The 25,584-nt window shown below is 38.7% G+C and carries 25 protein-coding genes and 1 riboswitch; of the genes, 13 read left to right on the top strand and 12 right to left on the bottom strand.

The window, feature by feature from the left end; genetic code table 11:
• Positions 1-23 precede the first annotated feature (23 nt).
• The 7 genes from IHV09_RS00450 to IHV09_RS00480 all read left to right on the top strand — a co-directional run bounded on the left by IHV09_RS00450 (position 24) and on the right by IHV09_RS00480 (position 9,850).
• On the top strand, positions 24-1,100 hold the full coding sequence (locus IHV09_RS00450) for a hypothetical protein (protein WP_197263366.1): 1,077 nt from the start codon (positions 24-26) through the stop codon (positions 1,098-1,100).
• Between the two features lie 103 nt (positions 1,101-1,203).
• The gene (locus IHV09_RS00455) at positions 1,204-2,571 is read left to right on the top strand and encodes a TrkH family potassium uptake protein (RefSeq protein WP_197126835.1); all 1,368 of its coding nucleotides are present in this window, start codon (positions 1,204-1,206) and stop codon (positions 2,569-2,571) included.
• Positions 2,572-2,625: 54 nt separating this feature from the next.
• Positions 2,626-2,773, top strand: a riboswitch (FMN riboswitch).
• Between the two features lie 182 nt (positions 2,774-2,955).
• Positions 2,956-3,603, top strand: coding sequence for a riboflavin synthase (gene ribE / locus IHV09_RS00460; RefSeq protein ID WP_197126836.1), 648 nt, complete (start codon positions 2,956-2,958; stop codon positions 3,601-3,603).
• Between the two features lie 11 nt (positions 3,604-3,614).
• Positions 3,615-4,808 carry a bifunctional 3,4-dihydroxy-2-butanone-4-phosphate synthase/GTP cyclohydrolase II gene (locus tag IHV09_RS00465; protein WP_197126837.1) on the top strand — a complete coding sequence of 398 codons (1,194 nt, stop codon included), beginning with the start codon at positions 3,615-3,617 and terminating at the stop codon, positions 4,806-4,808.
• 16 nt (positions 4,809-4,824) lie between these two features.
• Positions 4,825-5,292 (top strand): 6,7-dimethyl-8-ribityllumazine synthase, encoded by a 468-nt coding sequence (gene ribH / locus IHV09_RS00470; protein WP_066239884.1) that lies wholly within the window; start codon positions 4,825-4,827, stop codon positions 5,290-5,292.
• 773 nt (positions 5,293-6,065) lie between these two features.
• On the top strand, positions 6,066-7,823 hold the full coding sequence (locus IHV09_RS00475) for an ABC transporter ATP-binding protein (RefSeq protein WP_197263367.1): 1,758 nt from the start codon (positions 6,066-6,068) through the stop codon (positions 7,821-7,823).
• 2 nt (positions 7,824-7,825) lie between these two features.
• A complete protein-coding gene (locus tag IHV09_RS00480) occupies positions 7,826-9,850 on the top strand; it encodes an ABC transporter ATP-binding protein (RefSeq protein ID WP_197126839.1) in 2,025 nt (674 codons plus the stop codon).
• 58 nt (positions 9,851-9,908) lie between these two features.
• Here the strand turns inward: IHV09_RS00480 and IHV09_RS00485 are convergent, their stop codons facing one another.
• Positions 9,909-10,061 (bottom strand): hypothetical protein, encoded by a 153-nt coding sequence (locus IHV09_RS00485; RefSeq protein ID WP_197128254.1) that lies wholly within the window; start codon positions 10,059-10,061, stop codon positions 9,909-9,911.
• 167 nt (positions 10,062-10,228) lie between these two features.
• Between IHV09_RS00485 and IHV09_RS00490 the strand changes: the two genes are divergently transcribed.
• A complete protein-coding gene (locus IHV09_RS00490; RefSeq protein ID WP_197263368.1) occupies positions 10,229-11,551 on the top strand; it encodes a globin-coupled sensor protein in 1,323 nt (440 codons plus the stop codon).
• A 26-nt stretch (positions 11,552-11,577) separates the two neighbouring features.
• Here IHV09_RS00490 and IHV09_RS00495 read toward each other — a convergent pair whose 3' ends face one another.
• From IHV09_RS00495 to IHV09_RS00510, 4 genes are all read right to left on the bottom strand, one after another.
• Positions 11,578-11,910, bottom strand: a complete 333-nt coding sequence (locus tag IHV09_RS00495) for a hypothetical protein (protein WP_197126841.1) — start codon at positions 11,908-11,910, stop codon at positions 11,578-11,580.
• Between the two features lie 356 nt (positions 11,911-12,266).
• Complete coding sequence (locus IHV09_RS00500) at positions 12,267-12,788, bottom strand: GDYXXLXY domain-containing protein (RefSeq protein ID WP_197263369.1); 522 nt, start codon at positions 12,786-12,788, stop codon at positions 12,267-12,269.
• Positions 12,781-14,019, bottom strand: coding sequence for a DUF2157 domain-containing protein (locus IHV09_RS00505; protein ID WP_197263370.1), 1,239 nt, complete (start codon positions 14,017-14,019; stop codon positions 12,781-12,783). The genes IHV09_RS00500 and IHV09_RS00505 overlap by 8 nt, the downstream gene beginning before the upstream one ends.
• A 196-nt stretch (positions 14,020-14,215) precedes the next feature.
• Positions 14,216-14,998, bottom strand: a complete 783-nt coding sequence (locus IHV09_RS00510; RefSeq protein ID WP_231618090.1) for an SDR family NAD(P)-dependent oxidoreductase — start codon at positions 14,996-14,998, stop codon at positions 14,216-14,218.
• Between the two features lie 143 nt (positions 14,999-15,141).
• Between IHV09_RS00510 and IHV09_RS00515 the strand changes: the two genes are divergently transcribed.
• Positions 15,142-16,659 (top strand): aldehyde dehydrogenase family protein, encoded by a 1,518-nt coding sequence (locus IHV09_RS00515; protein ID WP_197263371.1) that lies wholly within the window; start codon positions 15,142-15,144, stop codon positions 16,657-16,659.
• A 374-nt stretch (positions 16,660-17,033) separates the two neighbouring features.
• Here IHV09_RS00515 and IHV09_RS00520 read toward each other — a convergent pair whose 3' ends face one another.
• Positions 17,034-17,342 (bottom strand): ArsR/SmtB family transcription factor, encoded by a 309-nt coding sequence (locus tag IHV09_RS00520; protein WP_066391336.1) that lies wholly within the window; start codon positions 17,340-17,342, stop codon positions 17,034-17,036.
• 186 nt (positions 17,343-17,528) lie between these two features.
• On the opposite strand from IHV09_RS00520, the gene IHV09_RS00525 reads away from it, so the two are divergent.
• Together IHV09_RS00525 and IHV09_RS00530 are read left to right on the top strand one after the other, a co-directional pair.
• On the top strand, positions 17,529-17,723 hold the full coding sequence (locus tag IHV09_RS00525; protein ID WP_066239924.1) for an alpha/beta-type small acid-soluble spore protein: 195 nt from the start codon (positions 17,529-17,531) through the stop codon (positions 17,721-17,723).
• A 74-nt stretch (positions 17,724-17,797) separates the two neighbouring features.
• Positions 17,798-18,046 (top strand): hypothetical protein, encoded by a 249-nt coding sequence (locus IHV09_RS00530; protein WP_197126845.1) that lies wholly within the window; start codon positions 17,798-17,800, stop codon positions 18,044-18,046.
• Positions 18,047-18,080: 34 nt separating this feature from the next.
• Here IHV09_RS00530 and IHV09_RS00535 read toward each other — a convergent pair whose 3' ends face one another.
• From IHV09_RS00535 to IHV09_RS00560, 6 genes are all read right to left on the bottom strand, one after another.
• Complete coding sequence (locus IHV09_RS00535) at positions 18,081-18,734, bottom strand: amino acid ABC transporter permease (RefSeq protein WP_197126846.1); 654 nt, start codon at positions 18,732-18,734, stop codon at positions 18,081-18,083.
• A complete protein-coding gene (locus IHV09_RS00540; protein ID WP_231618091.1) occupies positions 18,727-19,506 on the bottom strand; it encodes a transporter substrate-binding domain-containing protein in 780 nt (259 codons plus the stop codon). Before IHV09_RS00540 ends, IHV09_RS00535 begins: the two co-directional genes overlap by 8 nt.
• Before the next feature lie 336 nt (positions 19,507-19,842).
• The gene (locus IHV09_RS00545; RefSeq protein WP_197126847.1) at positions 19,843-20,940 is read right to left on the bottom strand and encodes an ABC transporter ATP-binding protein; all 1,098 of its coding nucleotides are present in this window, start codon (positions 20,938-20,940) and stop codon (positions 19,843-19,845) included.
• Positions 20,941-21,077: 137 nt separating this feature from the next.
• Entirely contained in the window at positions 21,078-22,010 is a 933-nt protein-coding gene (locus IHV09_RS00550) for an ABC transporter permease subunit (RefSeq protein WP_197263372.1), read from the bottom strand.
• A complete protein-coding gene (locus IHV09_RS00555; RefSeq protein WP_197263373.1) occupies positions 22,007-23,026 on the bottom strand; it encodes a hypothetical protein in 1,020 nt (339 codons plus the stop codon). The genes IHV09_RS00550 and IHV09_RS00555 overlap by 4 nt, the downstream gene beginning before the upstream one ends.
• Positions 23,027-23,202: 176 nt before the next feature.
• Complete coding sequence (locus IHV09_RS00560; protein ID WP_197263374.1) at positions 23,203-24,099, bottom strand: PucR family transcriptional regulator; 897 nt, start codon at positions 24,097-24,099, stop codon at positions 23,203-23,205.
• 130 nt (positions 24,100-24,229) lie between these two features.
• Between IHV09_RS00560 and IHV09_RS00565 the strand changes: the two genes are divergently transcribed.
• Positions 24,230-24,847, top strand: coding sequence for a polysaccharide deacetylase family protein (locus tag IHV09_RS00565; protein WP_312035185.1), 618 nt, complete (start codon positions 24,230-24,232; stop codon positions 24,845-24,847).
• Between the two features lie 20 nt (positions 24,848-24,867).
• Positions 24,868-25,557 (top strand): adenine nucleotide alpha hydrolase, encoded by a 690-nt coding sequence (locus IHV09_RS00570; RefSeq protein WP_197263375.1) that lies wholly within the window; start codon positions 24,868-24,870, stop codon positions 25,555-25,557.
• The last annotated feature ends 27 nt before the right edge of the window (positions 25,558-25,584 follow it).

Below are 25,584 nucleotides of genomic sequence, written 5' to 3' on the forward strand. Positions count from 1 at the left end.
TAATGGAAGTGAGGAGGGATTTTATGATTGAAACCATGAACAGGCCGATCAGGTGGATACCTTATCTATTTCTTAGCTTATTGGTCATTGGCAGCAATGTAATTCTTTATCAGACAACTTATTTCCAACCCATACCTACTTCTGTGCTCATTGGCTCTATGTTTGATTTTCTTCTCGTTATTCCTTTACTTACCTATTACTTTATTATTCGTAAAAGATACTCATGGAAGCTGACACTGCTTGTCGCATTAGTGAGTTATGCTTTCGCTTCATTTATAATTCCAGATGATCTGTTGAAATCTGTATCATTTATTCCGAAAGCTATACTTCTTTTAGAAGCGGGTTTTATCTCTATTGAGCTTTATTTACTATTTATCGTGTGCAGAAAGTTACCTAAAGTAAAGAAGTCGTACCGTGACTTAGCTGTTGATCTACCGTTTTTATTGAAAATCAAACTCGCTGTAAATCTTCATTTTGCACAAAGTCGCTTGATCGATTCTCTCGTCAGTGAAGTTACGATGTTCTATTATGCTTTCTTTTCCTGGCGAAAAGCACCTATGATGAATGGACAAACATTTACTCTCCATAAGAATACAAGTTATGTAGCTCTCCAGCTCATGTTGATCCACGCGCTTATCATCGAATCGATCGGTCTTCATTATTTCTTCAGTCAATGGAACCATACAGTCTCTTTGATTCTATTATTTATAAACATCTACTCTATTCTTTTTCTCATCAGTCAGATGCAAGCTGTAAAAAAAGTCCCTATAATCGTTACAAATCAATCGTTGATATTGAATATAGGATTTATTAAAAGCCTTGATCTGCCGTTTAAATACATCCAAGAATGGAAAACGTATGAAGGACCAGATGAGTTGAGTGCAGCAGAAATGAAGTATACGTTTGAAGCCCGAGTAAGTGATTTTATTCCGGAAAAACCGAATATTGAGTTGCTGTTGAAAAAACCTGTAAGGTCAGATATCATATATGGATTTAAGAAGAACGTGACAAGGGTAGTTATTAAAGTAGATAACCCCGCTGAATTAATGAGGCTTATTGAAAAGAGAATGGCTGATGAAGAATGTAACTTAGAAGATTAACAGTCTTTTTTTAGCAAATGTTCAATTTCACCTTGTTAAATGGAAATGCTATTGTTAAGATTTCAGAAGGTTACAGAAAAATCCTTTCGACAGGTGAAAATATATGTTTAAAAATACAGCAACTTCACAACAAAAAAAATCATTTCTTACTTCCGTTCAGCTAATCGTCATCTTTTATTTATTGTCCGTTTTAGTAGCGACTATTCTTTTAAGCTTGCCGGTCGGTCATAACGAAGGAGTAGAGTTGAAATTTATCGATGCCCTGTTTACCGCCGTGAGTGCAGTTAGTGTAACAGGTCTAACTTCTGTTAATATCTCAGAAACGTTTAATCAAGTTGGAGTCGTCCTTCTTGCCATCATCGTGCAGATTGGTGGGATCGGCGTTATGACGCTCGGTACAGCCATTTGGCTTTTAATCGGTAAACGTATTGGGATGAGAGAGCGTCAATTGATTATGACAGACCAGAATCAATCTACACTTGCTGGGCTTGTTCAGTTGATGAAGCAAATACTAACACTCATTATTGGAATTGAAATCGTAGGAACAGTATTGTTCTTTATCTTGTTTCAGCCTTATTATGATACAGAAATAGAAGTGCTCTATCACGCATTCTTCGCAGCAGTTACAGCAACGACGAATGCAGGTTTTGATATAACGGGAAGTTCATTGATCCCGTTTCGTCATGATTATCTCGTTCAGATCGTTACGATGTTTTTGATTACATCCGGTGCTATCGGATTTCCCGTATTAGTAGAGATCAATAACTTTATTAAAGAGCGTAAGTATTTAGAGCGTTATACGTTCACTCTTTTTACGAAAGTTACAACAACTACATTTGCATTATTAGTTATTACAGGAGCCATAGGGATTTATGTACTAGAGATGAATGCATTCTTCGAAGGTAAGTCTTGGCATGAAACAATCTTTTATTCATTGTTTCAGTCTGTTACCACCCGAAGTGGAGGCCTATCCACGATGGACGTCTCTGAATTCACAGTACCAACCCTTCTCTTCTTAGGAGTCATGATGTTTATTGGTGCTTCTCCAAGCTCAGTAGGAGGGGGGATTCGTACGACGACTTTTGCTGTAGCATTATTAGCAATCCTCTTTTATGCGAAGGGTAGAAACACGATAAAAATCTTTAAGCGTGAGATATACCCTGAAGATATACACAAGTCGTTTATTGTTATTATCGTTGCGATGGTGCTCTGTACGACATCCACTATTATCTTAGCGATTACTGACCCTATGCCGATCGAGTACTTATTCTTTGAGGTATGTTCAGCTTTCGGAACTACAGGGCTTTCCACTGGAATTACAGGTCAGTTGAGCTCAACAGGTAAAGTGATCTTAATGCTTCTGATGTTTATTGGAAGAATTGGCGTACTTTCATTCTTGTTCATTATCCGAGGAAAAGTGGTTACAGAGCACATTCATTACCCGAAAGAAAAATTAATTATTGGCCAATAAAAGTGATCACGTTTGAATTCACGCTGCTGTTTACTTATAATGAACATAAGTAAATAAGTCCTTCGGGGTCGGGTGAAATTCCCAACCGGCGGTGATGAGGCTTCAGCCTCTCAGTCCGTGACCCGGTTTTGCATGTAGCAGAAACGGTGGATTCGGTGCAATTCCGAAGCCGACAGTATAGTCTGGATGGGAGAAGGAACGTGAACACTTTTAGAATACCTGTGTTTGAAATAGGTATATTTAAAGGTTTATTTCGTTATATTCTTAACATTTAAAACCCCGGAAGCAATCTGTTTCCGGGGTTATTTGTATTAAGAAAAAAAGGACTCCTGCTTATGCATATTTACGATGATACTTACGTCATACGAGGGGAGGGAAAGCTTTTTGTTTACAGGCATTATCGAAGAAAAAGGTACGATAAAATCAATTTCTAAAGGCAACGAAACGATTGTTCTTACTGTTACAGCCCAAGAAGTATTAAAAGATGTAAACCTTGGAGACAGTATCGCAGTTAACGGTGTTTGTCTAACCGTAACTTCTTTTAGTAAAAGAGAGTTCACGGTAGATGTTATGCCAGAGACGTTTCGTTCATCCACATTGAGATTGTTAAACAACCGTGATTTGGTCAATCTTGAACGAGCGATGGCTGCTGGTGGCCGGTTCGGTGGACATTTTGTTTCCGGGCATGTGGATGGGACAGGAACAATCATTGAAAAGCGTCCAGAGAGAAATGCCATTTATTATACGATAGTGTTACCTGACCATCTGATGCGTTATTTTATGTTGAAAGGCTCTGTATGTGTAGATGGAACGAGTCTCACTATTTTTGAAGTGACCGAAAGTACAATTACTGTTTCATTGATTCCTCATACAGCAGAACACACGATCTTAGGGTCGAAAGGAACGGGTGACATCGTGAATATCGAATGCGACATGCTCGCAAAGTATGTACACAATATGTTGTCGCCGAAAGAAGAAACTACACAAAAGTCGAAGCTGTCTCTTGATTTCTTACAAGAGCACGGATTTTAGGAGGAGAGTTCATGTTTCACTCCATAGAAGAAGCAGTGGCAGATCTTAAAGAAGGAAAAATTGTGATCGTAGTAGATGACGAAGATCGTGAAAACGAGGGTGACTTTGTAGCACTCGCAGAAGGTATAACTCCTGAAACCATTAATTTTATGGTGACACATGGCAGAGGTTTAGTGTGTACACCGATCTCAGAAGAAATTGCGTTAAAGCTTGATCTTTCACCGATGGTAGTAGCCAACACAGATTCGCATGGCACGGCTTTTACGATAAGCGTCGATCATATTTCAACAACAACAGGTATTTCGGCTCAAGAGAGAGCGTCTACAGTACGTGAGCTTGTGAATGCAGATTCCCTACCTTCTGATTTCAAACGACCTGGTCATATTTTTCCGTTGATCGGAAAAAACGGTGGTGTGTTGCGAAGAGCAGGCCATACGGAAGCAGCCATCGATCTTGCACAAATGGCAGGCAGCAAATCGGCTGGTGTTATCTGTGAAATTATGAAAGAAGACGGAACGATGGCTCGTGTTCCTGAACTAGTCGAGCTTGCGAAACAACATAATATGAAGCTAATCACGATCAAAGACCTCATTACGTACCGAAACAAAACTGAGCAGATGGTAAAGCGTGAAGTAGAGATTAATCTGCCTACAGAGTTTGGAGATTTTAAAGCGATCGGTTTTTCGAATGTATTAGATGAGAAAGAACATGTTGCACTCGTTAAAGGTGAGGTTGCAACCGGAGAACCAGTTTTAGTCCGCGTTCATTCGGAGTGCTTAACAGGTGATGTATTTGGTTCAGCTCGTTGTGATTGTGGTTCACAGCTTCACGCAGCTCTTTCACAGATAGAAAAAGAAGGCCGTGGCGTTTTGCTGTACATGAGACAAGAAGGACGCGGCATCGGACTCATCAATAAGATGAAAGCTTATAAACTTCAAGAAGAGGGTCTTGATACGGTTGAGGCAAATGAGCAGCTCGGGTTCGCTCCAGATCTGCGTGATTATGGCATAGGAGCTCAAATTTTAAAGGACCTTGGTATCAGTAAGATGAAACTGCTGACAAACAATCCAAGAAAGATTGCTGGATTAAAAGGGTATGACTTAGAAGTGACCGATCGTGTGGCGCTTCAGATGCCTCATAACAAGAACAACGAAGATTATCTAAAAACAAAAAAGAGCAAATTGGGGCATATGCTTCATTTTTAAATCAGGAGGAATAGTCATGGCAAAATTATTTGAAGGACATTTAGTTGGTACAGGATTAAAAGTAGGTATCGTAGCAGGACGTTTTAATGACTTTATTTCAGATAAATTAGTTTCAGGTGCACAAGATGCATTCAAGAGACATGGTATTTCTGAAGATGATGTAGATATCGCTTGGGTACCTGGAGCGTTTGAGATACCGCTGATCGCTAAAAAGATGGCAGATAGCGGTAACTATGATGCTGTGATTACGTTAGGAGCAGTTATCCGCGGATCCACTCCGCACTTTGATTACGTATGTAATGAGGCAGCGAAAGGAGTCGCTCAAGCATCCATGACGAGCGGTGTTCCTGTAATCTTTGGCGTTTTGACAGTGGATTCAATTGAACAAGCGATTGAGCGTGCAGGAACGAAAGCAGGAAACAAAGGCTGGGAAGCTGCTGTGTCAGCTATTGAAATGGCAAACTTAACGCGTCAGTTAGGATAAATTGTATGTGTGTGAAAGCCCGTCACTTTTTTAGTGACGGGTTTTTGTTTGTTTTATAAAATCGATGGTGTACGAGTTTGTCGAGTGGTGTCGACTCGTGGATAACTTTTGGATTGAGAGCATGAACTCGTGGATTAAGTGTGAAAACTCGTGGATTGAAAGTGAAAACTTCTGGATTGAAAGTAAATAATGATAGGTACATATGAAAACGCTGTAGATTGAAGCGGCAACCTCACTTCAAGCACTCTTCTAAAGCAAAAATTAACAGCGTTTTAAATAATTTTAAGCATATCCAAAAGCAATTGACATAGTTATTAGAATAGTGTTAAGATTACCAAAGTTACAAACTACAAAATTATGGAAAGGATGGTTGTGTCATGGTGAAAGAAATGATTGTTACTCAAATTGCGGTCACTGTTGTAATCAACGATGACTCTACAATTTCATACCATGGCCTGCCGGAAGAGATGTATTAGGATTATCAATCTATATATCTGCCTTTTCTACATACATATTTGTACGCAGGTCACCCCAGTCGTGACGTGTGTTTTTTTGTGATTTTAAGCATACCGAGTTCGAATGGTATGTTTTTTTATTTTCGTTTGCACAGAAGAGTCAATCTTCTTTTTGCAATAGATTCACGAAACAATAGGAGGAGAAAAAATGAAAAGAAAATCATTTCATGTGTGGCTAGAACGCAAGGATCATACACTTTTTGGGTAGCTTCGTTAAACAACTGTTTAAGAGGATGGTAGATCGAGAGGAGAGACATTATGTTTTCAGTTTTAGGAAAATTAGCTTGGTTTTTTAAGAAACATTGGATACGTTACACGGTTGCGGTAGTGCTGCTGACTGGTGTTGGGATCATTGAGATCATCCCACCGAAACTCATCGGTAATATTATTGACTCCATTCATATGGGCACGATCACAAAAGAAGACATGATGCGGACTCTTGGAATCTTTGTAGCTGTCCTAATTTCGATGTACATTACGATGTACATCTGGATGTATCAGCTTTTTGGAGGCGCTTTTATTATCGAGCGTTCGATGCGATCAAGTTTTATGCGTCACTTATTAAAGATGACTCCTACATTTTTTGAGAAAAATCGAACAGGAGATCTGATGGCACGTGCTACAAACGATTTAAAAGCAATCTCTATGACTGCAGGATTCGGAATTTTAACACTTGTAGATTCGAGTTTGTTCATGTTAACGATCCTGTTCGTGATGGGATTCATGATCAGTTGGAAATTGACGTTTGCAGCGCTTATTCCACTGCCGATCATCGCGTTTATTATTAAAAAATACGGAAAAAAAGTACATCAGCGTTTTACCGTTGCCCAAGATGCCTTTGGAGAAATGAACGATTCAGTTCTTGAAAGCATCCAAGGAGTACGTGTTATTCGTGCTTATGTTCAGGAAGAAGAAGATGTAGCACGCTTCAATAAGGTAACAGAAGATGTATTTGAAAAGAACTTGGCTGTATCAAGAATTGACGCCTTGTTCGAGCCAACGATAAAAGTATTAGTAGGAATGAGTTATTTGATCGGTTTAGGATATGGAGCATACATGGTCTTTCATAAGACGATCACACTTGGTGAGCTTGTTACGTTCAACGTGTACTTAGGCATGCTGATCTGGCCGATGATCGCGATCGGTGAGCTCATTAATATTATGGAACGTGGAAGTGCATCACTTGATCGTGTTAATGAAACGCTTAGCTATGAACCTGATGTAAAAAACGCAGAAGACCTTGTCCCATTAAAAGATCCAGGAACAATAGCATTTGATGATGTGACATTCCGTTATCCTTCTTCTGAAACAGATAACTTAAAAAACATCAACGTTAAGGTGGAAAAGGGAGCAACGCTTGGGATCGTTGGCCGAACAGGAAGCGGAAAAACAACACTTCTTAAACAGCTTTTAAGAGAGTATCCAGCTGGAAAAGGGAATATTTCGTTCTCTGGTGTGGGCATTGAAGATATCGCTTTAGAAGATCTACAAGGATGGATCGGATACGTACCGCAGGATGCTATTCTTTTCTCCAAAACGGTGGAGGAAAATATCCTGTTTGGGAATAGCACGGCAGGTGTTGATAAATTGAATCATGTTATGGAGATGGCGTCCTTTAGAAAAGATGTTCAGCACCTTCCTGAAGGATTGAACACGCTCGTAGGTGAAAAAGGTGTGGCGTTATCAGGAGGACAGAAGCAGCGTGTGTCTATTGCACGAGCATTATGTGTGGATCCAGAAATTTTGATATTAGATGATGCGCTTTCTGCTGTTGATGCGAAGACGGAGACTTCAATCATCGGTAACATCCGTAAAGAACGCGCTGGGAAAACAACTTTTATAACAACACACCGACTGTCTGCAGTTGAACACGCAGACTGGATCATCGTTATTGATGACGGAGCGATCGTTGATGAAGGCAGACATGAGGATTTAATAGCTAGAGATGGCTGGTATAAAGAACAGCACGAACGTCAGCAGATCGAACAAAACTTAAATGATAATAAGGCGGTGTAGCCATGAACGTTGGAAAACGCCTGTTTCAATACGCACTTCACTATAAAAAGAACTTTATTCTCGGGCTTCTGATGCTGACCGTTGCCATTGGGGCGGAGCTGACCGGACCGTTTATCGCAAAGACGATGATCGATGACCATATTCTTGGGATCGAAAGGCCGTGGCATCAAGTAGATAATGAAGAAAAAGCAGCAGTGAAATACGATGGAAACTGGTATAAACGAAGTGATCATTTTGATCCAGGAGAAGATAAAGGAAAAGAAATACGAGTTATACAAGTGAAACGAGACTATTTTGTTGTACCAAACAAAATATCTTTTGATGGGGAACGAAAAGCGAGTAACGGAGAAGTGACGATTTCTTTTAAAGGAAAATCAGAAACCTATTCGGCAGATAAACTCAGTACGAGTGAAACATTTGCTTTTTATAAGCCAGAAATAGCGGGAATCATGAAACTGACTATGATTTACTTGGGCCTTCTCGTTTTTGCATCATTCTTTCAGTATGGTCAGCGCTATATGCTGCAGCGCTCGTCAAATCTGGTTATCAAGAAGATTCGTCAAGATGTATTCGCCCACGTTCAGCGTGTAGCGATCACATATTTTGATAATCAGCCTGCTGGGAAAATCGTTTCTCGTATTACGAATGATACGGAAGCGATCAAGGAATTATTCATTAACGTACTAGCTAACTTTTTTACAGGAATCATCTATCTGACGGGAATTTTCATCGCGTTGTTCTTGCTTGATCCTAAGCTTGCAACGATCTGTTTGATTCTTGTACCGATCCTCGTCGTTTGGATCATCGTATACAGGAAATTCGCGTCTAAATACAATCATAGAATTCGTTCTACGCTTAGTGATATTAACGGAATGATAAACGAATCGATCAACGGTATGACAATCATTCAAGCATTTAAGCGCCAAAAAGAGACTTCTGAAGAATTTGAAAAGATGAATAAAGAATACTTCACCTTTCAAAACAAGCTGTTAAGTCTTAACGCGATGACGGGACATAACCTAGTGTTGTTATTAAAGAACCTTGCGTTTATGGCATTCATCTGGCATTTTGCAGGTCAGGCACTCGGTGTAGGTTCTGTTATTTCGATCGGTGTGCTATACGCCTTTGTTGATTATTTAAACCGTATGTTCCATCCGGTAACAGGTATGGTTAATCAGCTTGCACAGCTTGAGCAGGCACTAGTATCTGCAGAGCGAGTATTCGTTCTGATGGATGAGCCAGGACAGAAAGTGACGGAAACAGAGATCGAACGTTACAAAGGAAATGTTGAGTTTCAAGATGTTACGTTCAGTTATGTAGAAGGGGAGCCAGTCCTTAAAAATATAGCTTTCGAAGCAAACCAAGGTGAGACGGTGGCACTTGTCGGTCACACTGGTTCTGGTAAAAGCTCTATCATGAATCTATTATTCCGATTCTATGACATCAAACAGGGAAAAATCATGATCGATGGCCAAGACATTATGAAGCTATCTAAACAGGAGCTTCGACAGCATATGGGTATCGTCTTGCAAGATCCTTTCTTGTTCACAGGAACGATTGCATCCAACGTGAGCTTGGATAATCCTGAGATCACGCGGGAACAAGTTGAAAAGGCACTCACCGATGTAGGCGCAATGCCATTTATCAACAACTTGCCTAAAGGATTAGATGAGCCGGTTATTGAAAAAGGAAGTACCCTTTCATCCGGTCAGAGACAATTAATCTCTTTTGCAAGAGCGCTAGCTTACAATCCAGCTATCTTAATACTTGATGAAGCAACGGCAAGTATTGATACAGAAACAGAAGCTGTGATTCAAGAGGCACTAGATGTCCTAAAGAGAGGAAGGACCACTTTCATTATTGCTCATAGACTTTCTACGATTAAGAGTGCGGATCAAATTCTCGTTCTCGACCGTGGTGTGATCGTAGAACGTGGCAGTCATGAAGACCTGATGAAAGAAAAGGGACGATACTTCCAGATGTACCAGCTTCAACAAGGAAAAACGGAAACAAGAGCAGTAAGTTAAACGCTAAAAGGAGCCTAATGGGCTCCTTTTTTTTTGATATTTTTAAGAAGGCTGCTTATCATCCTTCTTCTTTATTTTTTTCATCCATCTCATCGTTTTGTTCGCCGTCGTCTACACCGTTGTCTTGGTCAACGCCGTCACCGCAAGCAGTTAATCCACCTAACGTTAACATTGCTGCCAATGTTCCGGCTGCCCATTTCTTTTTCCACATGTGAATCACTCCTCTTTTCATTTTTTTTAAAAATATTTTTGTTTAGTAAAAGATTCCCGTAAAGAAGTCGATAAAACATATGAATCAATAAAATGAGCGTATAGTCGCATGTAATTGCATGATAATGGATGAAATGTAACTGATGATCAAGAAAGAAGGAAATCGAAATGGCATCTATTTTAAGCATCTTAACAAAAAAGAAAAGTAAAGCAGAAGTGCTTGATCCAACGGAGAATTTTAAAGAAGACGTGAAAATTTTAGTATCTCCTAACAGTGAATGGCAAAAGCAATTGAATATGATTTCATTATCAGTTGAAGATTTACGGATTATTCGCTCGATCAAACCGTTGCTCTCTGAGAATATAGAAGAGATCGTGAACCAATTTTATAAAAACATTGAACATGTTCCTGGCTTGATGGAAATTATTCAAAAACACAGTTCAGTTAATAAGCTTCAAGTGACGTTGATCAAACATATACAAGAAATGTTTAATGGGGTTATTGATACAGCATACATAGAGCAAAGAAAAGTGATTGCTCGCATCCATTTTAAAATCGGTTTGCAGCCGAAATGGTATATCTGTTCTTTTCAGGACATGCTGCTTTCCTTTTTGTCTATTTTGGACATACATATTCAAGATAAAAATGAGTATCAGCTTGCCGTTAAAGCAGTAACAAAGATTTTGAATTTTGAGCAGCAGATTGTCTTAGAAGCATTTGAACTAGAACAAGTAAAACAAAGAGAACATCATGAAGAGCAAAAAAGGCAGATTGCGGTTTCAGTTGGGGATTCTGTGGAAGAACTAGCGAGTATCTCAGAAGAGACGAGTGCAGCCCTAGAAGAGTTAACATCAAAAGCGGATGAAGTGGTTGTTTTTGCAAAGAACACAGCAGAATCAGCTGTAGAGGTATCCAATAATTCGTTAGCAGGTAAGAATAAACTAGACGATCATCAGCAAATGATTCTGAAAGTAAAAGACCAATCAGAGCAGATTACAGCTGAATTGATCAATTTGGAACAAGCAACAGTAAAAATTAACGATGTTGTCGATATCGTAACAGCGATTGCGGAACAGACGAACCTTCTATCCCTTAACGCAGCGATAGAAGCAGCTAGAGCGGGGGAAGCTGGAAAAGGATTCTCTGTCGTCGCTCATGAAGTTAGAAAGTTAGCAGACCAAACAAAGACTTCTGTTTCAGGTGTTTCAGAACTTGTGAAAAATACGCATAAACGCATAGAAGCTGTAACTACATCCGTTGAAAGTATTCACCAATATATAAACGATAGTGTAAGTGAAGCTACCGAAATATCAGATTTCTTTGTAGCGATTCTCTCCAAGATGGATGAGAGTACAGATCGAAGCGGAAAGCTAGAAAAAGAAGTAGAAGTGATGGCTGAAGTTATAGAAGAACTTAGTCATGCTGTTGGTCAGATCGCGGTTTCAGCAGATTCGTTAACAGACGTTACAAAAAGTATGCAACAAGAATAAAGAAGGGATCCCGCGGGATCCCTTCTTTATTTATTGATAACATATTGTCCTCTATTGGTTTCGAATGAGACGATGTTATCGTCGGTTCGAATGTCATTAATTCCATCAATCGGTATTTCGTACGTAATTGTCGGCAGCTCTACTTGTGAACCTTCTTCAGCTGCATAAGCTGTACCGTGTAAAAACAATATGTGGTCACCTAAATAGTCGTCATGTGCGTCTCTTTGTTCAAAGGTTACTTTATCTAGTGAGATTCTGATTTGATCTAGATCTCCTGCTTCTTCTTTACGTATAGAAATCTGGTTACCAGCCCACCCATTTAGTACATCTTTTAGTTCGATAATTTTAGTATCTGACATTGTTTTCACCTCATTATTCAATTTTCCCGTAATCCACAAACTTAAACCGAAGAATAATGAGTAATAAGATATAAAAAATTATGAAAGAGAATTGTTAGCTGACGAACGCTGTAGTAGGAATGCTGTAGTGTGTATCTGCAGGACATTGTGGAATGAAATGTCCATAAGAGGAGGACAGTGGCATTCATTACGAGGTAATCTCTTTTAATTACGTGGTAAACCGATTTTTATACGAGGTAATCCTAGATAATTCCGTAGATAAAATTATTTATCCGATATTCGACAAACACCTTCCAGCATTAAACGAAAAAAAACTCATAAAAAGCTTTTTCAGCTTTTTATGAGTCATTCAGCATTTAAGGTTTCAGCTCAACGATTTTATGAGCTCCCCAAGGTGCAACACTTATAATTACATCCATGTCTTTTGCTTGTTGTTCAAGTTCTTTTCCCGTGTTCTCCTGCACATAATAGCGTTCGAATCCGTAGGTAAGCTGAATATTATCAATTGAACCTGGTCCCCAGACTTTCTCAGCTTTTGCAGTTAACACAACCTGATCACCCGTTACATCTGGCTTTTCTGAATAAACATTCTTAACCACATAATAACCATCTTTGTTTGGCTGTAAAACTACATAAGCTTTTTGCTCACCCCGATCGAGTTTTGCTGCATCTCCTTTATAGCTTTTGAGAGGAGCTGTACTGATATCATAACGAAGTGTCACATAGTCACCATACAAAAGATCTCGAGGATCGACGGGAACAGTCTTAATCTTGATCTCTTTTCCAAAATAATCGATGCTGTAATAGCTTCCTGCGATAAACAGCAGAAACAAGACTTGCAGAAGGGCAGCGATCATCCAACCTCTTTTTTTAATCATGATGCGGACCTCCGTTCTTTAAGATCTGCTTTTTCTTACGTTGAAGAAACGCATTTAGTATGAACAAAAGAACTCCGCCAAATAAGAAGAATATCGACTTTGGCATAAAGGACCACGCCAGGTTGAAGTATCCCATTAAGCAAACGAGTAAAAATAGTACGATTCCAAAATTGATTTGCGAACGACTTTCGTTACGATAGCCTTCAGCAAGCTTGAATCCTGAAAATACGAACATGATGATCAAATAAAGGATGCCTACTATTAATGAATCCGTCACTCTGACCAAGTAAAAGAACGGTAGGAAAATTAATAGTTCCCAAGCATGCAAATATAAATTCTCCTGACGTTTTCCGATGATTGATAAAGCGAATAGGATGATCAATACAGGAATGTACACATAAGAATGGGGCAGCTCGAAATCAGAAGAAAATTCATTTGTAAGCAAGAAATATAATCCGTAAGCAAAACCAAAGCCAATGAGTGTTCCTAGGCGATTAAACGGTTGTTTAAATACGTCCTTATCAACCCATAGTCCGCTTGTGAATAAGGCGAATCCAAATAAGAAAAACCAGAGTAGATTAATATCTTTAACCATAATAAACATCAGGACTTGAATACTGAATCCAATCGTAAGTATCCAAGACTTTTGAATGGTTGGATATAAGAAAACAAAGCCTCCAACAGCTAATGTAAAAAGAATAAATAAAAGATAACTAAAGCTTTGGAATTCATTTATACTGTAAAGCTGTCCTCCGACTGTTAATAGTCCAAGAAGGAAGAAATAGAGCTTGTTACGATCCCTGAATAAATAAAAAACGGCAGGCAGGCTCCAAAAAACGAATAATCGAGCATCGACAGCATTCAAGTGAAAAGTCTGACCTAAAAGAATGATGCTTGCTCCAAATGTAATGATCCCAAGAAGATTAAGAGAAGTACCTAATGAATGATGGCCAGCTTTTAAATACCGTTCACCAGAAAAATAAAATCCGAGCATAAACACGATAAGTAAGGTTAGTCTGGCAATTGGTGAGATTTCTCCCCAATTTGAAGCGATGAAAGATAAGATTCCGATGCCGATTAATATACTGGCTAAAATAGGTAATATACCAGTAACTTTTCGCTTGTCTTCGGAATCAGGGTATCTTGCAGTGATTAAATCCAACTGATCTTCAGTGATGATGTTGTCAGCGATCCATTTTTGACCTTCTTTTCTTATCCATTGTTTGTTCATGTTTACCACCTCATTTCATGTATATGTAAAGTCCTTTTAAAACAGGACGAAACACCAATATTCTCTTTTAGTGTAATATTACACAACGAAAATGATGTTATCAAGCAATAAATTGAAAAGAGTATACGAATTCTTATGTGTAGATGAGGTGCATAAAAAAGAACAGCTATCATAAGCTGTTCTCAAATTATTACATTTATTTTTTGTCTTGTACATAATGCACGATTTTTAAAACGGTCTTTCGAGGCAAGAATCGAACGATGTTAGCTAATGCTTTATTTTTAAATCCTGGAATAGACAATGAATCTTTAGACATCAATGCTTTATAACCTGACCGCGCAACGTCGCTCGCATTCATCGCACCAGATTGAAACAAGCGAGATGATTCAAGGCTTGCACGTTTTTCGAAGTTTGTAGCTGTAGCACCAGGACAAAGAGCTGTAACGCTAACATCGGTATGACGTAATTCATAGTTGATGGCTTCTGAGAAGGAAAGTACATAAGCCTTTGTTGCGTAATAGACAGCCATTAATGGTCCAGGTTGAAAAGCTGCAGTCGAGGCAACATTTAAGATTTTACCTCGATTACGCTTAATCATTCCGGGAAGAAGCTGTTTTGTCAGTGTTGTAAGAGCCGTTATGTTTACTTGTATCATATCTTTTTCATCTTTCCATGATGTCTCGTTAAATGGTCCGTAAGCAGCGAATCCTGCATTGTTGATGAGAACATCAACCTCAATACCTTTTGCAATGATCTCTGCTGTCAGTTCTTCTGCAGCGTCTGTTTGGCTTAAATCTTTTGCAATTACCGTTACTGAAATACCGTATTTTTTAGACATCTGTTCAGCAATCTCATTAAGCTTTGACTCATTTCTAGCTGTAAGCACTAAATGATAACCGTCCTTCGCAAAGAGATCGGCAAATTCAAGACCAATTCCGCTTGAGGCTCCTGTAATGAGTGCAATTTTATTATTTATCATAAGAAACATCCTTTCTTATATCGTGTTTATATGTTTAAGAATATCAACATGATAACATATCTTTTAAAATAAATAAACATGAACTCATCAAAAAAGGTATGATGAAAGAAATATGAAAATTTTGACAAAGGAGGTGCGCTTGAATGAAAAATGTAATGATTGCAAAACATCCTGCAACAGGCGAAACCATTGATCAGTGGTTAGAAACGGGAGAAAATCACATTCCTGAAATGTATGAGAAAGCTTCTGCTGCTTTCCAATATTGGTCCACCCGTTCGTTAGAAACTCGATTAACGTTTATAAAAAAGATAAAGCAGCATCTATTAGATAACATGGATGAGATCGTAGATGAAATTTGTGCTGCGACTGGAAAAGTGAAGACAGAAGCTTTAACAGCAGATCTTATGCCAGTAATTGATATCATCGCGCATTATGAAAAGCGCGCACCAAAAATTTTAAAGAGGAATAAGGTTTCCACACCGATTCTTTTTTTAGGTAAATCTTCATATGTAGATTATTTTCCTCTTGGAACAGTACTAGTCATCTCACCATGGAACTATCCTTTTCAACTATCGATGACACCTGTAATCTCGGCACTGATCGCAGGGAATTCTGTTATTGTAAAACCTTCTGAGGTCACACCTACGATCGGGTTGTTGATTGAAAAAATTGCGAGAGAAGTGAATCTGCCGAAAAATGTTCTTCAAGTTGCGCATGGCGGAAAAGAATTGGGACAAGCTTTGGTTTCTGGAACGCCAGATGGCATTTTCTTCACAGGATCTGTTGAGACAGGACGGAATATTGGTATTGAAGCGAGCAAGAGATTTATTCCTTATACTCTGGAGCTTGGCGGAAAAGACCCAATGATTGTATTTGAAGATGCTCACATGATAAGAGCAGTGAACGGTGCAGTTTGGGGAGCATTTACGAATGCAGGACAAGTTTGCATGTCAATTGAAAGAGTGTATGTGCAGCATGCCATTCATGGAGAATTTATCGACCGGCTTGTAGAAGAAACGAAGAAACTGAAGCTTGGTGAAGATATTGGCTCTTTAACTTTTCCTCATCAAAAAGAGATCATAAAAAATCATGTGAAGGATGCATTAGAGAAAGGAGCTCTTCTGCTTACTGGCAAAGACCCAGATCAGTGGGGAGAAAGCATGTATTTGGAACCAATGATCTTAACGAATGTTACGGAAGATATGAAAATCGTTAAAGAAGAAACGTTTGGACCAGTACTGCCTGTGATATCCTTCTCAACAGAGGAAGAAGCGATTGAAAAAGCGAACAGCACTGAGTTTGGTTTGAACGCAAGTGTATGGACAAAGGATGCTAAAAAAGCGAACCGTGTGACATCAAAGCTTGTAACAGGCAGTGCGGTGATTAATGATGTACTCGTTTCAGTAGCAAATCCGCATCTTCCATTTGGTGGAGTAAAAAGCAGCGGAGTAGGCAGGTATCATGGAGACGAAGGCTTGTTTACTTTTACCCGTCAGATGTCAGTGATGAAAGATGCGGGAATCAAAAAACGAGAGATAAATTGGTACCCATATGAAAAGAAGTACTCAAAAATAAGAACATTGATCAAAGCTTATTTCTCAAACAGTAAACAAAGGGTGGAATTGATGCGTTCAAGCATTAAACAACTTCGGAAAAAATAAGAGCTGTTTTAGCTTTGCAGAGTTGTTTTGAGTGCAGTGGATTTCCGTTACAGATGCTCGCTTTCCATCTTTTCTTTACAGTTTATTCAAAACAAAAAGCGATTCAGCAATAACAAACATGCTGAATCGCTTTTTTTTATTAGCCTTTCACATTAGGCTGTTTTCTAAAGGTTAGTTACTTTGAATGTTTTTTCTCACTTCTATGCATTGTTGATTGGAGCGGAAGGTTGCCGACTCCTATGGGACGAGCGGTCAGGTGAGACCCTTAAGGGCGCGGAGTGGCAAGGGGCTCACCGGTCGCCCCATGGAAAGCGTGCAACCTGTAGCGGAAATCAACTACTATCAAGTACAACAGTGAATAAAAATAAAAAAATCTAAAGAATACATTCCTCTTCAATAATGTGAATGAGCTGTTTGAGCTGAACTACGGTCTGATCAAGAGTTAAGAAATAAAAAATCTCTTTCCCTTTTTTCTCAGTCCCCACAATTCCAGCTTCTCGTAATATTTTTAAGTGATGGGAGACGGTTGGCCGTGACATAGGAGATTGACTGGCAATATCCGTTACATTCATTTTATCTGTTTCCGCTAAAAGCAGTACAAGGTCTTGTCTAACAGGATCACCTAATGCTTGAAACAAAGGAATTGTTTTTCTGAACATCTCTACTGCATATTCATTTGACATATTATTTCACCAACTTTTTCATAATCATCACATGATTTCATCTTACTATAATTCAGTATAAACCAACTAGACCACCTTTTTGAATATCTTACCGATTTGTAGTGGGAACAACGCTATAAATTGCCAATGACTAGAGCGAATATAGAACTCGGTGAGATACACAATAAGTGCAAGGGGGTGAAACACATGGCAAGAAGAAACAAATTGGTTGTCCCAGGAGCACAGCAAGCAATTGATCAAATGAAATATGAGATCGCATCTGAGTTCGGTGTTACACTTGGCCCAGATACAACTGCTCGTGCGAATGGCTCGGTTGGTGGGGAAATGACTAAACGTTTAGTCGCAATGGGTCAGCAACAGTTAAGTGGCGGTAATCGCTAACTTAGCTCGTAGTTGATACAAAGGGGGGTGGAGGAATCCACTCCCTTTTTTAAATCATACAGGAGTTGATAGTGATGGCGATGTGTCCAATATGCAATAACTTTCACACCATAAACGTTCGCTGTCCAGAATGCGGAAGAGCGGTTCAAGATCAGGGAAGAGTGAGTGACTATTTCGATGATTACAGTCCCTATATGGAAGTAGATGAACTGAAGCTTGAAGATGGTTATCCGAATAATTTCAAAGAGAGCCAATGCCCACACGTGTTTTACTGTGATGCTTGTCATCAAGAAGTTCTTTTTTTTATTGGTGAGTGGGAATAGAAAAAACCTTCATATCTTATAAAGACATGAAGGATTATTGGCTAATTTTAATTCTTCTTTCAAGCAATACTCGAAGGCCGTCCAGAAGGGAAGTTAAAATCCAATAGATGACTGCAGCCTCAAGTAGAACGGGCAGTACGATTAGTTGTGACGCACTGATCTGATCTGCCATCAAGGTTAGCTCTGGTACGGTAATTACAGAGGCTAACGAAGAGGCCTTAACAATATCAATCAATGAATTCCAAACGGATGGAATAGAAATTCTCCATGCTTGTGGGAGAATGACTTCTTTATACGTAAGGTATTTGTTCATTCCAAGTGAAAAAGCGGCTTCCCATTGCCCTTTTTCGATCGACTGAATAGCCCCACGATAGGATTCTGCAATATAGGCACTAAAATGAAGTATGAGTCCAGCGAGCGCTGCCTGCCATCCTTCGGGTACATAAATAAACGTGAAACCGTTATAAAGAATTAATAATTGAATTAATAATGGCGTTCCTCTGAAGAAAGAAATATACCCCTTAGCAATCCCTGACAAGAATTTATTCGATGACATCCTGCATAAAGCAACGACCAATCCGAAAATGAGCGCTCCGAAAATCGAAACAAGACTTATGACGATAGTAAAAACAGCTCCCTCCAGTAAATAGGGGAGGGAGTTGATCAGAATTTCAGATAAGTTATTCACTTACGTTTTCTCCAAAATATTTTTCGGAGAGCTTTTTCAGTGTACCGTCATTCTTCATTTCTTCAAGCGCTTTGTTTACGTCTTTAATTAAATCTTTGTCATCTTTTCGGAATGCAAATGCCATTTCGTTTTCGTTAAAAGGCTCACCAACAGCTTTAACGTTATAATCTGTTTTCTTTAATTCTGTCAGGATAAAAAGCTGATCATTCATCGCAGCATCTACGCGATTAACATCAAGATCTGTTAATACTTGAGCAGCACCTTTATAAAATTTTGTTTTTGCACCAGCTTTTTCAGCTTCAGCAGCATAGTTACTTCCTTGAGTCGTACCTACTACTTTGCCTTTTAGATCTTTAATCCCTTTAATGTCTTTGTTGTCTTTGTTGACGATAACTTGTCCGCCAGAAACGGTATAAGGAGTAGAGAAATCATATTTAGCTTTTCTTTCATCTGTAATTGTTACTTGGTTCGCTACAAGATCAAATCGTTTGGAGTCTAGCGAAGTAAACATGTTCTTCCATTCTGTTGCTACAAACTTTGGCTCCATCTCAAGGCGTTTAGCTACTTCCTTAGCTACTTCAACGTCATAGCCTGTGATTTCATTTGTCTTTTTATCACGATATGAGAAAGGTGGATATGTAGCTTCCGTACCAATCGTAAGTACTTTTTTATCTGAACCTGAACCTGATTTTGACTCGTCTGAATTTCCGCATGCTGACAAAAGAATGACAGAAAGGGCGAGAGCTGACAGGAATTTAAATGTGTTTTTCAATTGAAGTCCTCCTCGTCAGGGTAATCCCGACAATTTTTATAGAATTTATTGTATAAACGAACGACGATTTCGTCAATCATTTAACATTTTCCCCGATAAAGAAAAAAATAACAGCGGATTTTTTTGTGAGTACACATTATCACATAAAAAGAAGGCATGATCACATAAAAAGAAGACATGATCACATAATTTTAGTGGACGATCATATAAAAATTAAGTGCTATCATATAAAAGTATAGTTGCATCATGAAATTCCATATTTTGATGCTAGGTAGTCAAAAAAATGGACAACAAAAAGCTCTGCTTAATCAAGCAGAGCTTTTTGCAACATATGAATTAACGAATACGTAGTTCTGTTTCTTTATCAAAGAAATGTGATTTGTTCATATCAAACGCTAAGGAGATGTTCTGACCGTTGCGAATGTCTGTACGAGAATCTACACGTGCGATAAAATCTTGACCGCTAACTGTAGAGTATAAGAATGTTTCAGCACCCATAAGTTCAGCAACGTCGATCTTCGCTTCAATCTTCGTGTTTGAAGAAGACTCTAGGAATACAGGCTCGTCATGAATATCTTCAGGACGAATACCTAGAACAACATCTTTGTTGTTGTAGCCTTTTTCTTGAAGAATCTTCATTTTACCACCAGGAACGGCAATCTTCGTGTCACCCACTTTGAAGAATCCGTCTTCAAGGGTACCGTTCAAGAAGTTCATAGCAGGGCTACCAATAAATCCGCCAACGAAGATGTTCTCAGGCGTATCGTATACTTCTTTCGGAGATCCAACTTGCTGGATACGTCCGTCTTTCATAACAACGATACGTGTTGCCATTGTCATCGCTTCTGTTTGGTCATGCGTTACATAGATCGTAGTCGTTTGCAGGCGTTGGTGAAGCTTTGTAATCTCGGCACGCATCTGAACACGAAGTTTCGCATCAAGGTTTGATAAAGGCTCATCCATTAAGAATACTTTTGCATCACGAACGATTGCACGCCCTAGTGCAACACGTTGACGTTGTCCACCTGAAAGTGCTTTTGGTTTACGATCCAAGTATTGCTCAAGACCGAGAATACGTGCTGCTTCTTTAACACGCTTTTCAATTTCTTCTTTACTGAACTTTCTTAGTTTAAGTCCGAATGCCATGTTGTCATAAACGTTCATGTGAGGATACAGGGCATAGTTTTGGAAAACCATCGCGATGTCACGATCTTTTGGAGCTACGTCGTTTACAACGCGCTCATCGATGATTAGATCACCTTCAGAAATTTCTTCTAAACCAGCGATCATACGAAGAGTTGTTGATTTACCGCAACCAGATGGTCCTACGAATACGATGAATTCTTTATCCGAAATATCAAGGTTGAAATCATGTACAGCTGTTACTTTGTTATCATATCGTTTAACGATGTTATTTAACTTAATTTCTGCCATTTAAATGAATCCCCTTCCGATGTAAACGTTTTCTTAATGTTTTAAGTTTACGCTTTCATGTCCTATATCGTAAATGGACGACTTGCCTAAAATAAAACAACCTCTTTATGCAATGTGCACAAAAAGGCTGTTTGAGATTAACGTGGGTCTAATTTTCGAATGAGCAGGCTGCCCGTTGCAAAAATAATAAAAAAAGGAAGAAAGATAGCGATCATGCATATGGCTGCAAGGTGAGGGTTTTCTACACCATATTCAGCTATAAAACGCATGATGCCGTAGATGTTAAAAATAATCTCAAGGATCAAAAGGTTTGATAAAAGGATCCAAAAGATGGTCTTTGTTTGTCCAAAAAGAGAAGGAGCTGTATTTTTCAACATATAAACAACGATAAGATATATGCTTTTTAAACCCTTTCCTCTTGCGAATTCGATATAACTCTTATTTGCTTCGTCTTCCATGCTTAAGATTAAGTATTTCGTTACATATAGAGTAGGAAGTATGGAAATCGTGAATATCGGCAAAAAGTATGCCTCTGTTTTGTATACATTTACGATGTTAAATATAAGTAACCCGGTCGTTTTATAAAACCAGATCACTGTCAGCTGTACTAAGATGATGATAAAGACATCCGGCAACGTTTCAATCGCAAGTATTATTTTTTTGATGATTAACCTGATGTGGTATGGAAAGATCATATATATAACAGCAAAACTGATCCCAACTAGGAGACTGGCTAAAAGCCCTCCCATAAAAAACGAGAAAGATTGGGGATACACCTCTAAAAAGGCAGGCAAGAGCTGATAGTCACTCCCGTTAGAGTAATAGGTGGTTTGTGTAAGGTCCATGATCTGCTGAACTGTAAATTTTAATTGTTGCAAATACGCGTGTAGTTCAAACTGTATGCTATTTGTTAAAAAAGAATTGTTATCGAGTTGCCCAGTATCAATTAATCTAGTGTTATTCATTAGCACCGAATAGTCATAAATAAGGACAGGCAGTGAAGTGAAAAGGAGAATCCCTAAAATAGATAACAAAAAGAATGAAAGTAGCTTTCCAGCCGTTTTGATCATGCGTTCAGCCTCCCTTTCTTCACTGGCAGAAATGAAGCTGGTGGATGGGTTTCTTCAGAGGTCGTTATCTTTTTCTTCTGCATTGTGGATGAATGATTCTCACTTTTAGTCATGCCGGAGACCATTAAATTTATAGCGATGGAACATAGAACAAAACAACATACGGGAGCGATTACGAGTATTGGAGCTCCATAATAAAAGTCCCAGTTCTGAACGATCAAACCACCCCATTCATGAGAATCTGAGAACGTTCTTTCATACGTTACCGGTGTGCCTGATACACCAGGAAGTGTGTACGTAATCTTTGAGAATCCACCAACGAAGATTTTTAAAAAAGCAAGATGGGCGAGTATAGCTAAGGTTTGGCCGGCTTGCTGAACGGTTAAGAGCAGAAGCTTAGGTGATAGACAGGGGAGGATATGCTTCATGAACACGTGAATCCTTCCACCTCCTAAAAGAGGTGCGTGTTGAATGAATTCTTCCTTCGATAAGATAGAGATTTCATTCGCAATTTGTACGGATAAGACGGGCACAGTCAACAATACGAGTACACAAGTAGTGATCATAAATTGTGTAAAGTCAGAATAGCTCCAGCTGAAAGCAATTAAAGCTGGTGCGATGAGCAGGTAAGCAAAAATGGACAGAGGTGCAAAATAAAAAATTTCTGAAATTCTATTGATTAGTTTCTTTATAAAGCTAGGAACAACGAGAAGAATAAATGATACTAAGATCGATAAAATCATTCTGCTTATCGTGATCAACACTACAAAACCGAGCGTGTATTTTGCTCCTTCAAGCAGGACGTAAACGTAATTGTTTCCAAATTGATCTGAACCCAGTGGGTATTCCGCACTTCTTTCAAAAGGTGCTCGGTCAATCATTTTTCCTTTTTCATCATAAAGAATATTTGACGGCGTACTTTCTTCCTTCAAAAGTGAATAGGCAAAACTCCCACTAAGAAGTAAGACTAGAATCGTTAATCCGATTAAAAAAGAAAGTTGTTTAAAATACTTCATTAGAATTGAATCCCCCTGTTACTCACGTTATCTCTATTTTTTAGAAATAATTCGACATAAGGTGATTTATTCCTTTATTTGTAAATAGACATTTTCTCATCCCTGTTTGTTTTCCATAGGTGATGAATCTACGTTTGTAGGCATAAAAAAGCTGCTTCCGAAAATGGAAGCAGCTGTTACATATTTCTCTCTTTTTGTTCGATAAGAAGAATCGCTAAGTACACGGTGAGTGCGTTTTTCAGTTGTTTCACATCTATGCCTGTTTTGTCGTAAAACTTTTCCACACGATATTGAAGGCTGTTTCGGTGAATATATAATTGTTTCGCCGCTAACGAAACGTTGAGGTTGCATTCAACAAATACTTTGATGCTTTTTAAAGTTTCTTCGTCTTCTTCCCGCCATTCTTCTACTAATGCAGTTAATGTTTGATCGGCCATAGGACTAGCAGACTGAAGAAGGATATACGGCACGATATCAGCTACCGTATATACGGATTTCGGCATCAAGTGATTCCTCACATTTAAAAATTGTTGCTGTTCTCTGTCATAGGTTTCTTTTGCGCGATTCAGTTGACTGTTATAGCACCCTATATAAATAGAAATATCCATATAAAAGTCTGTTGAAAGCATATCTTTTAACGCTTCATAAGGTGTTTCACTAAATTCCTGTTTCGATGTTTCAATAATAACGCCACTCTTAAGATCCCTGTTCAGAAGGAGAACAGCATCTTCAGGAAAAAGTCCGTTTACCGCTTCAGAAAAGGAAGCATAATCGGTAATAGGCTGTTTGCTAAAAAAATGGACAAATCGGTAGAAACCTTCTTCAGTTGATAGTTCATCATCAAAAAGGAGCGATTTCCATTTTAACTGCTGTGAAGAAAAAATATTTGCCTGATTATCATTTTCATATATGTTAAACATCGATTGAAGTAATGTAAGTTCGGATTCAGAAACGGCAGATTTAGAAATCCCAAACGGCTCGCTATCATCAGTAAGGAACCAGTAAAAGCCTGACTGCTGTGAGAGGTCTGTTGTGAATAAATTCTTATAGTGCTTCTTTAGCTTATCAAGCATCCATTTTCATATCCTTTCAACGAAAAGCTTGCTATTATTATAGCAATGTTAAGTGGTTAACTAAACTAACAGATTTCCAAGAGGAGGAGACACCATGAAAACGTGTCCTTGAGTAACTTCTTCAACGGTCGTGTACGACTGGGAAAATAAAGATATATGGACAAATATAAAAAATTGGGACAAGCACTATAAAACAAAAGGATCGAAATCTCTAATTCTAACTTTTGATGATGGGCCATCTTCTGTTTTAGTTGAACTGCTGGATATTCTCAAAAAATATAATGTTAAAGCGTTGTTCTTTTGGCAGTCGAAGTTGCTGCATAAAAATCGTCCGTGGAAACGTGTGATAGAGGAAGGCCATATGATCGGTGGGCATTCATTGCGCCATCGTGTTTTAACGAGACTTTCTTATCGTGATCAGATGCATGATATTTCTACGAATTTAAAGCATCTAGAGGTACTTACAGGTCAAGAAGTTAAATACTTTCGTCCGCCTTACGGACAGTTCAACGAAGATACATTGCATGTTCTTAAAGAGCTCTGCAAAGTTCCTTTCTTATGGGAAGTCGCAGGTCTTGACTGGGAACATAAGCATGATCCCATACACATTGTTCATAACATCTTGAATCATGCAGAGGATGGCTCTGTTATCTTGTTGCATGAATTAAAGCAAACCGTGAGAATACTAGACGAATTGATTTCTGAATTAAAACTAGAAGGCTATGAGTTCGTATTGCCTCCTAAATAGTTAACTATGGAGGGTTCTATATGAAGAGAAAAATTGTAGTTTCATTTAGCGGAGGAAAAGATTCAATTTTAGCTTTGTATCGATTGCAGCAGTCTGAGGAATGGGAGATCGATTCCTTACTAACAACGTTGACAGAGGACTATGAGCGGACAACCATGCATGGTGTTCGCAATGAACTCCTAGAAATGCAGGCACAATCACTTGGTTTACCGCTTCGAGTTGTTTGGATACCTAAAGATTGTCCGAATGATATGTACCAACAAAGAATGAAAAAAGCCGTTGATGATATTAAAGCTGATGGTATACAGTACATCATGTTTGGCGATATTTTTTTAGAAGATGTAAAAAAGTACCGTAAAAAAATGTTAAACGGTACAGGGATTACACCTGTATTTCCAATATGGGGCGAGAGTACAGAGCATATTATAGATGAGTTCTTACGTAAGGGGTTTAAGACTGTGGTATGCTGCTCGGATACTTTAAAAATAGATGCCTCTTTTACTGGCCGGGTCATAGACGAGCAGTTTAAAGAGGACTATCCAAAGAAACATGACATTTGTGGCGAGAACGGAGAATTTCACACATTTGTTTTTGATGGACCGAACTTTTCCTATCCTATTACGTATACGTTAGGTGAGACTCGAATCGTAAAGGATATGATCAGTAAAGAAGACCGTTTTTATTATGTAGACATCCTTCCAAGTGTGTAGTCCAAATTGCTAGCACAATTCAAAATG

The organism is Fictibacillus sp. 23RED33, assembly GCF_015903925.1.
GTDB lineage: Bacteria > Bacillota > Bacilli > Bacillales > Fictibacillaceae > Fictibacillus > Fictibacillus phosphorivorans.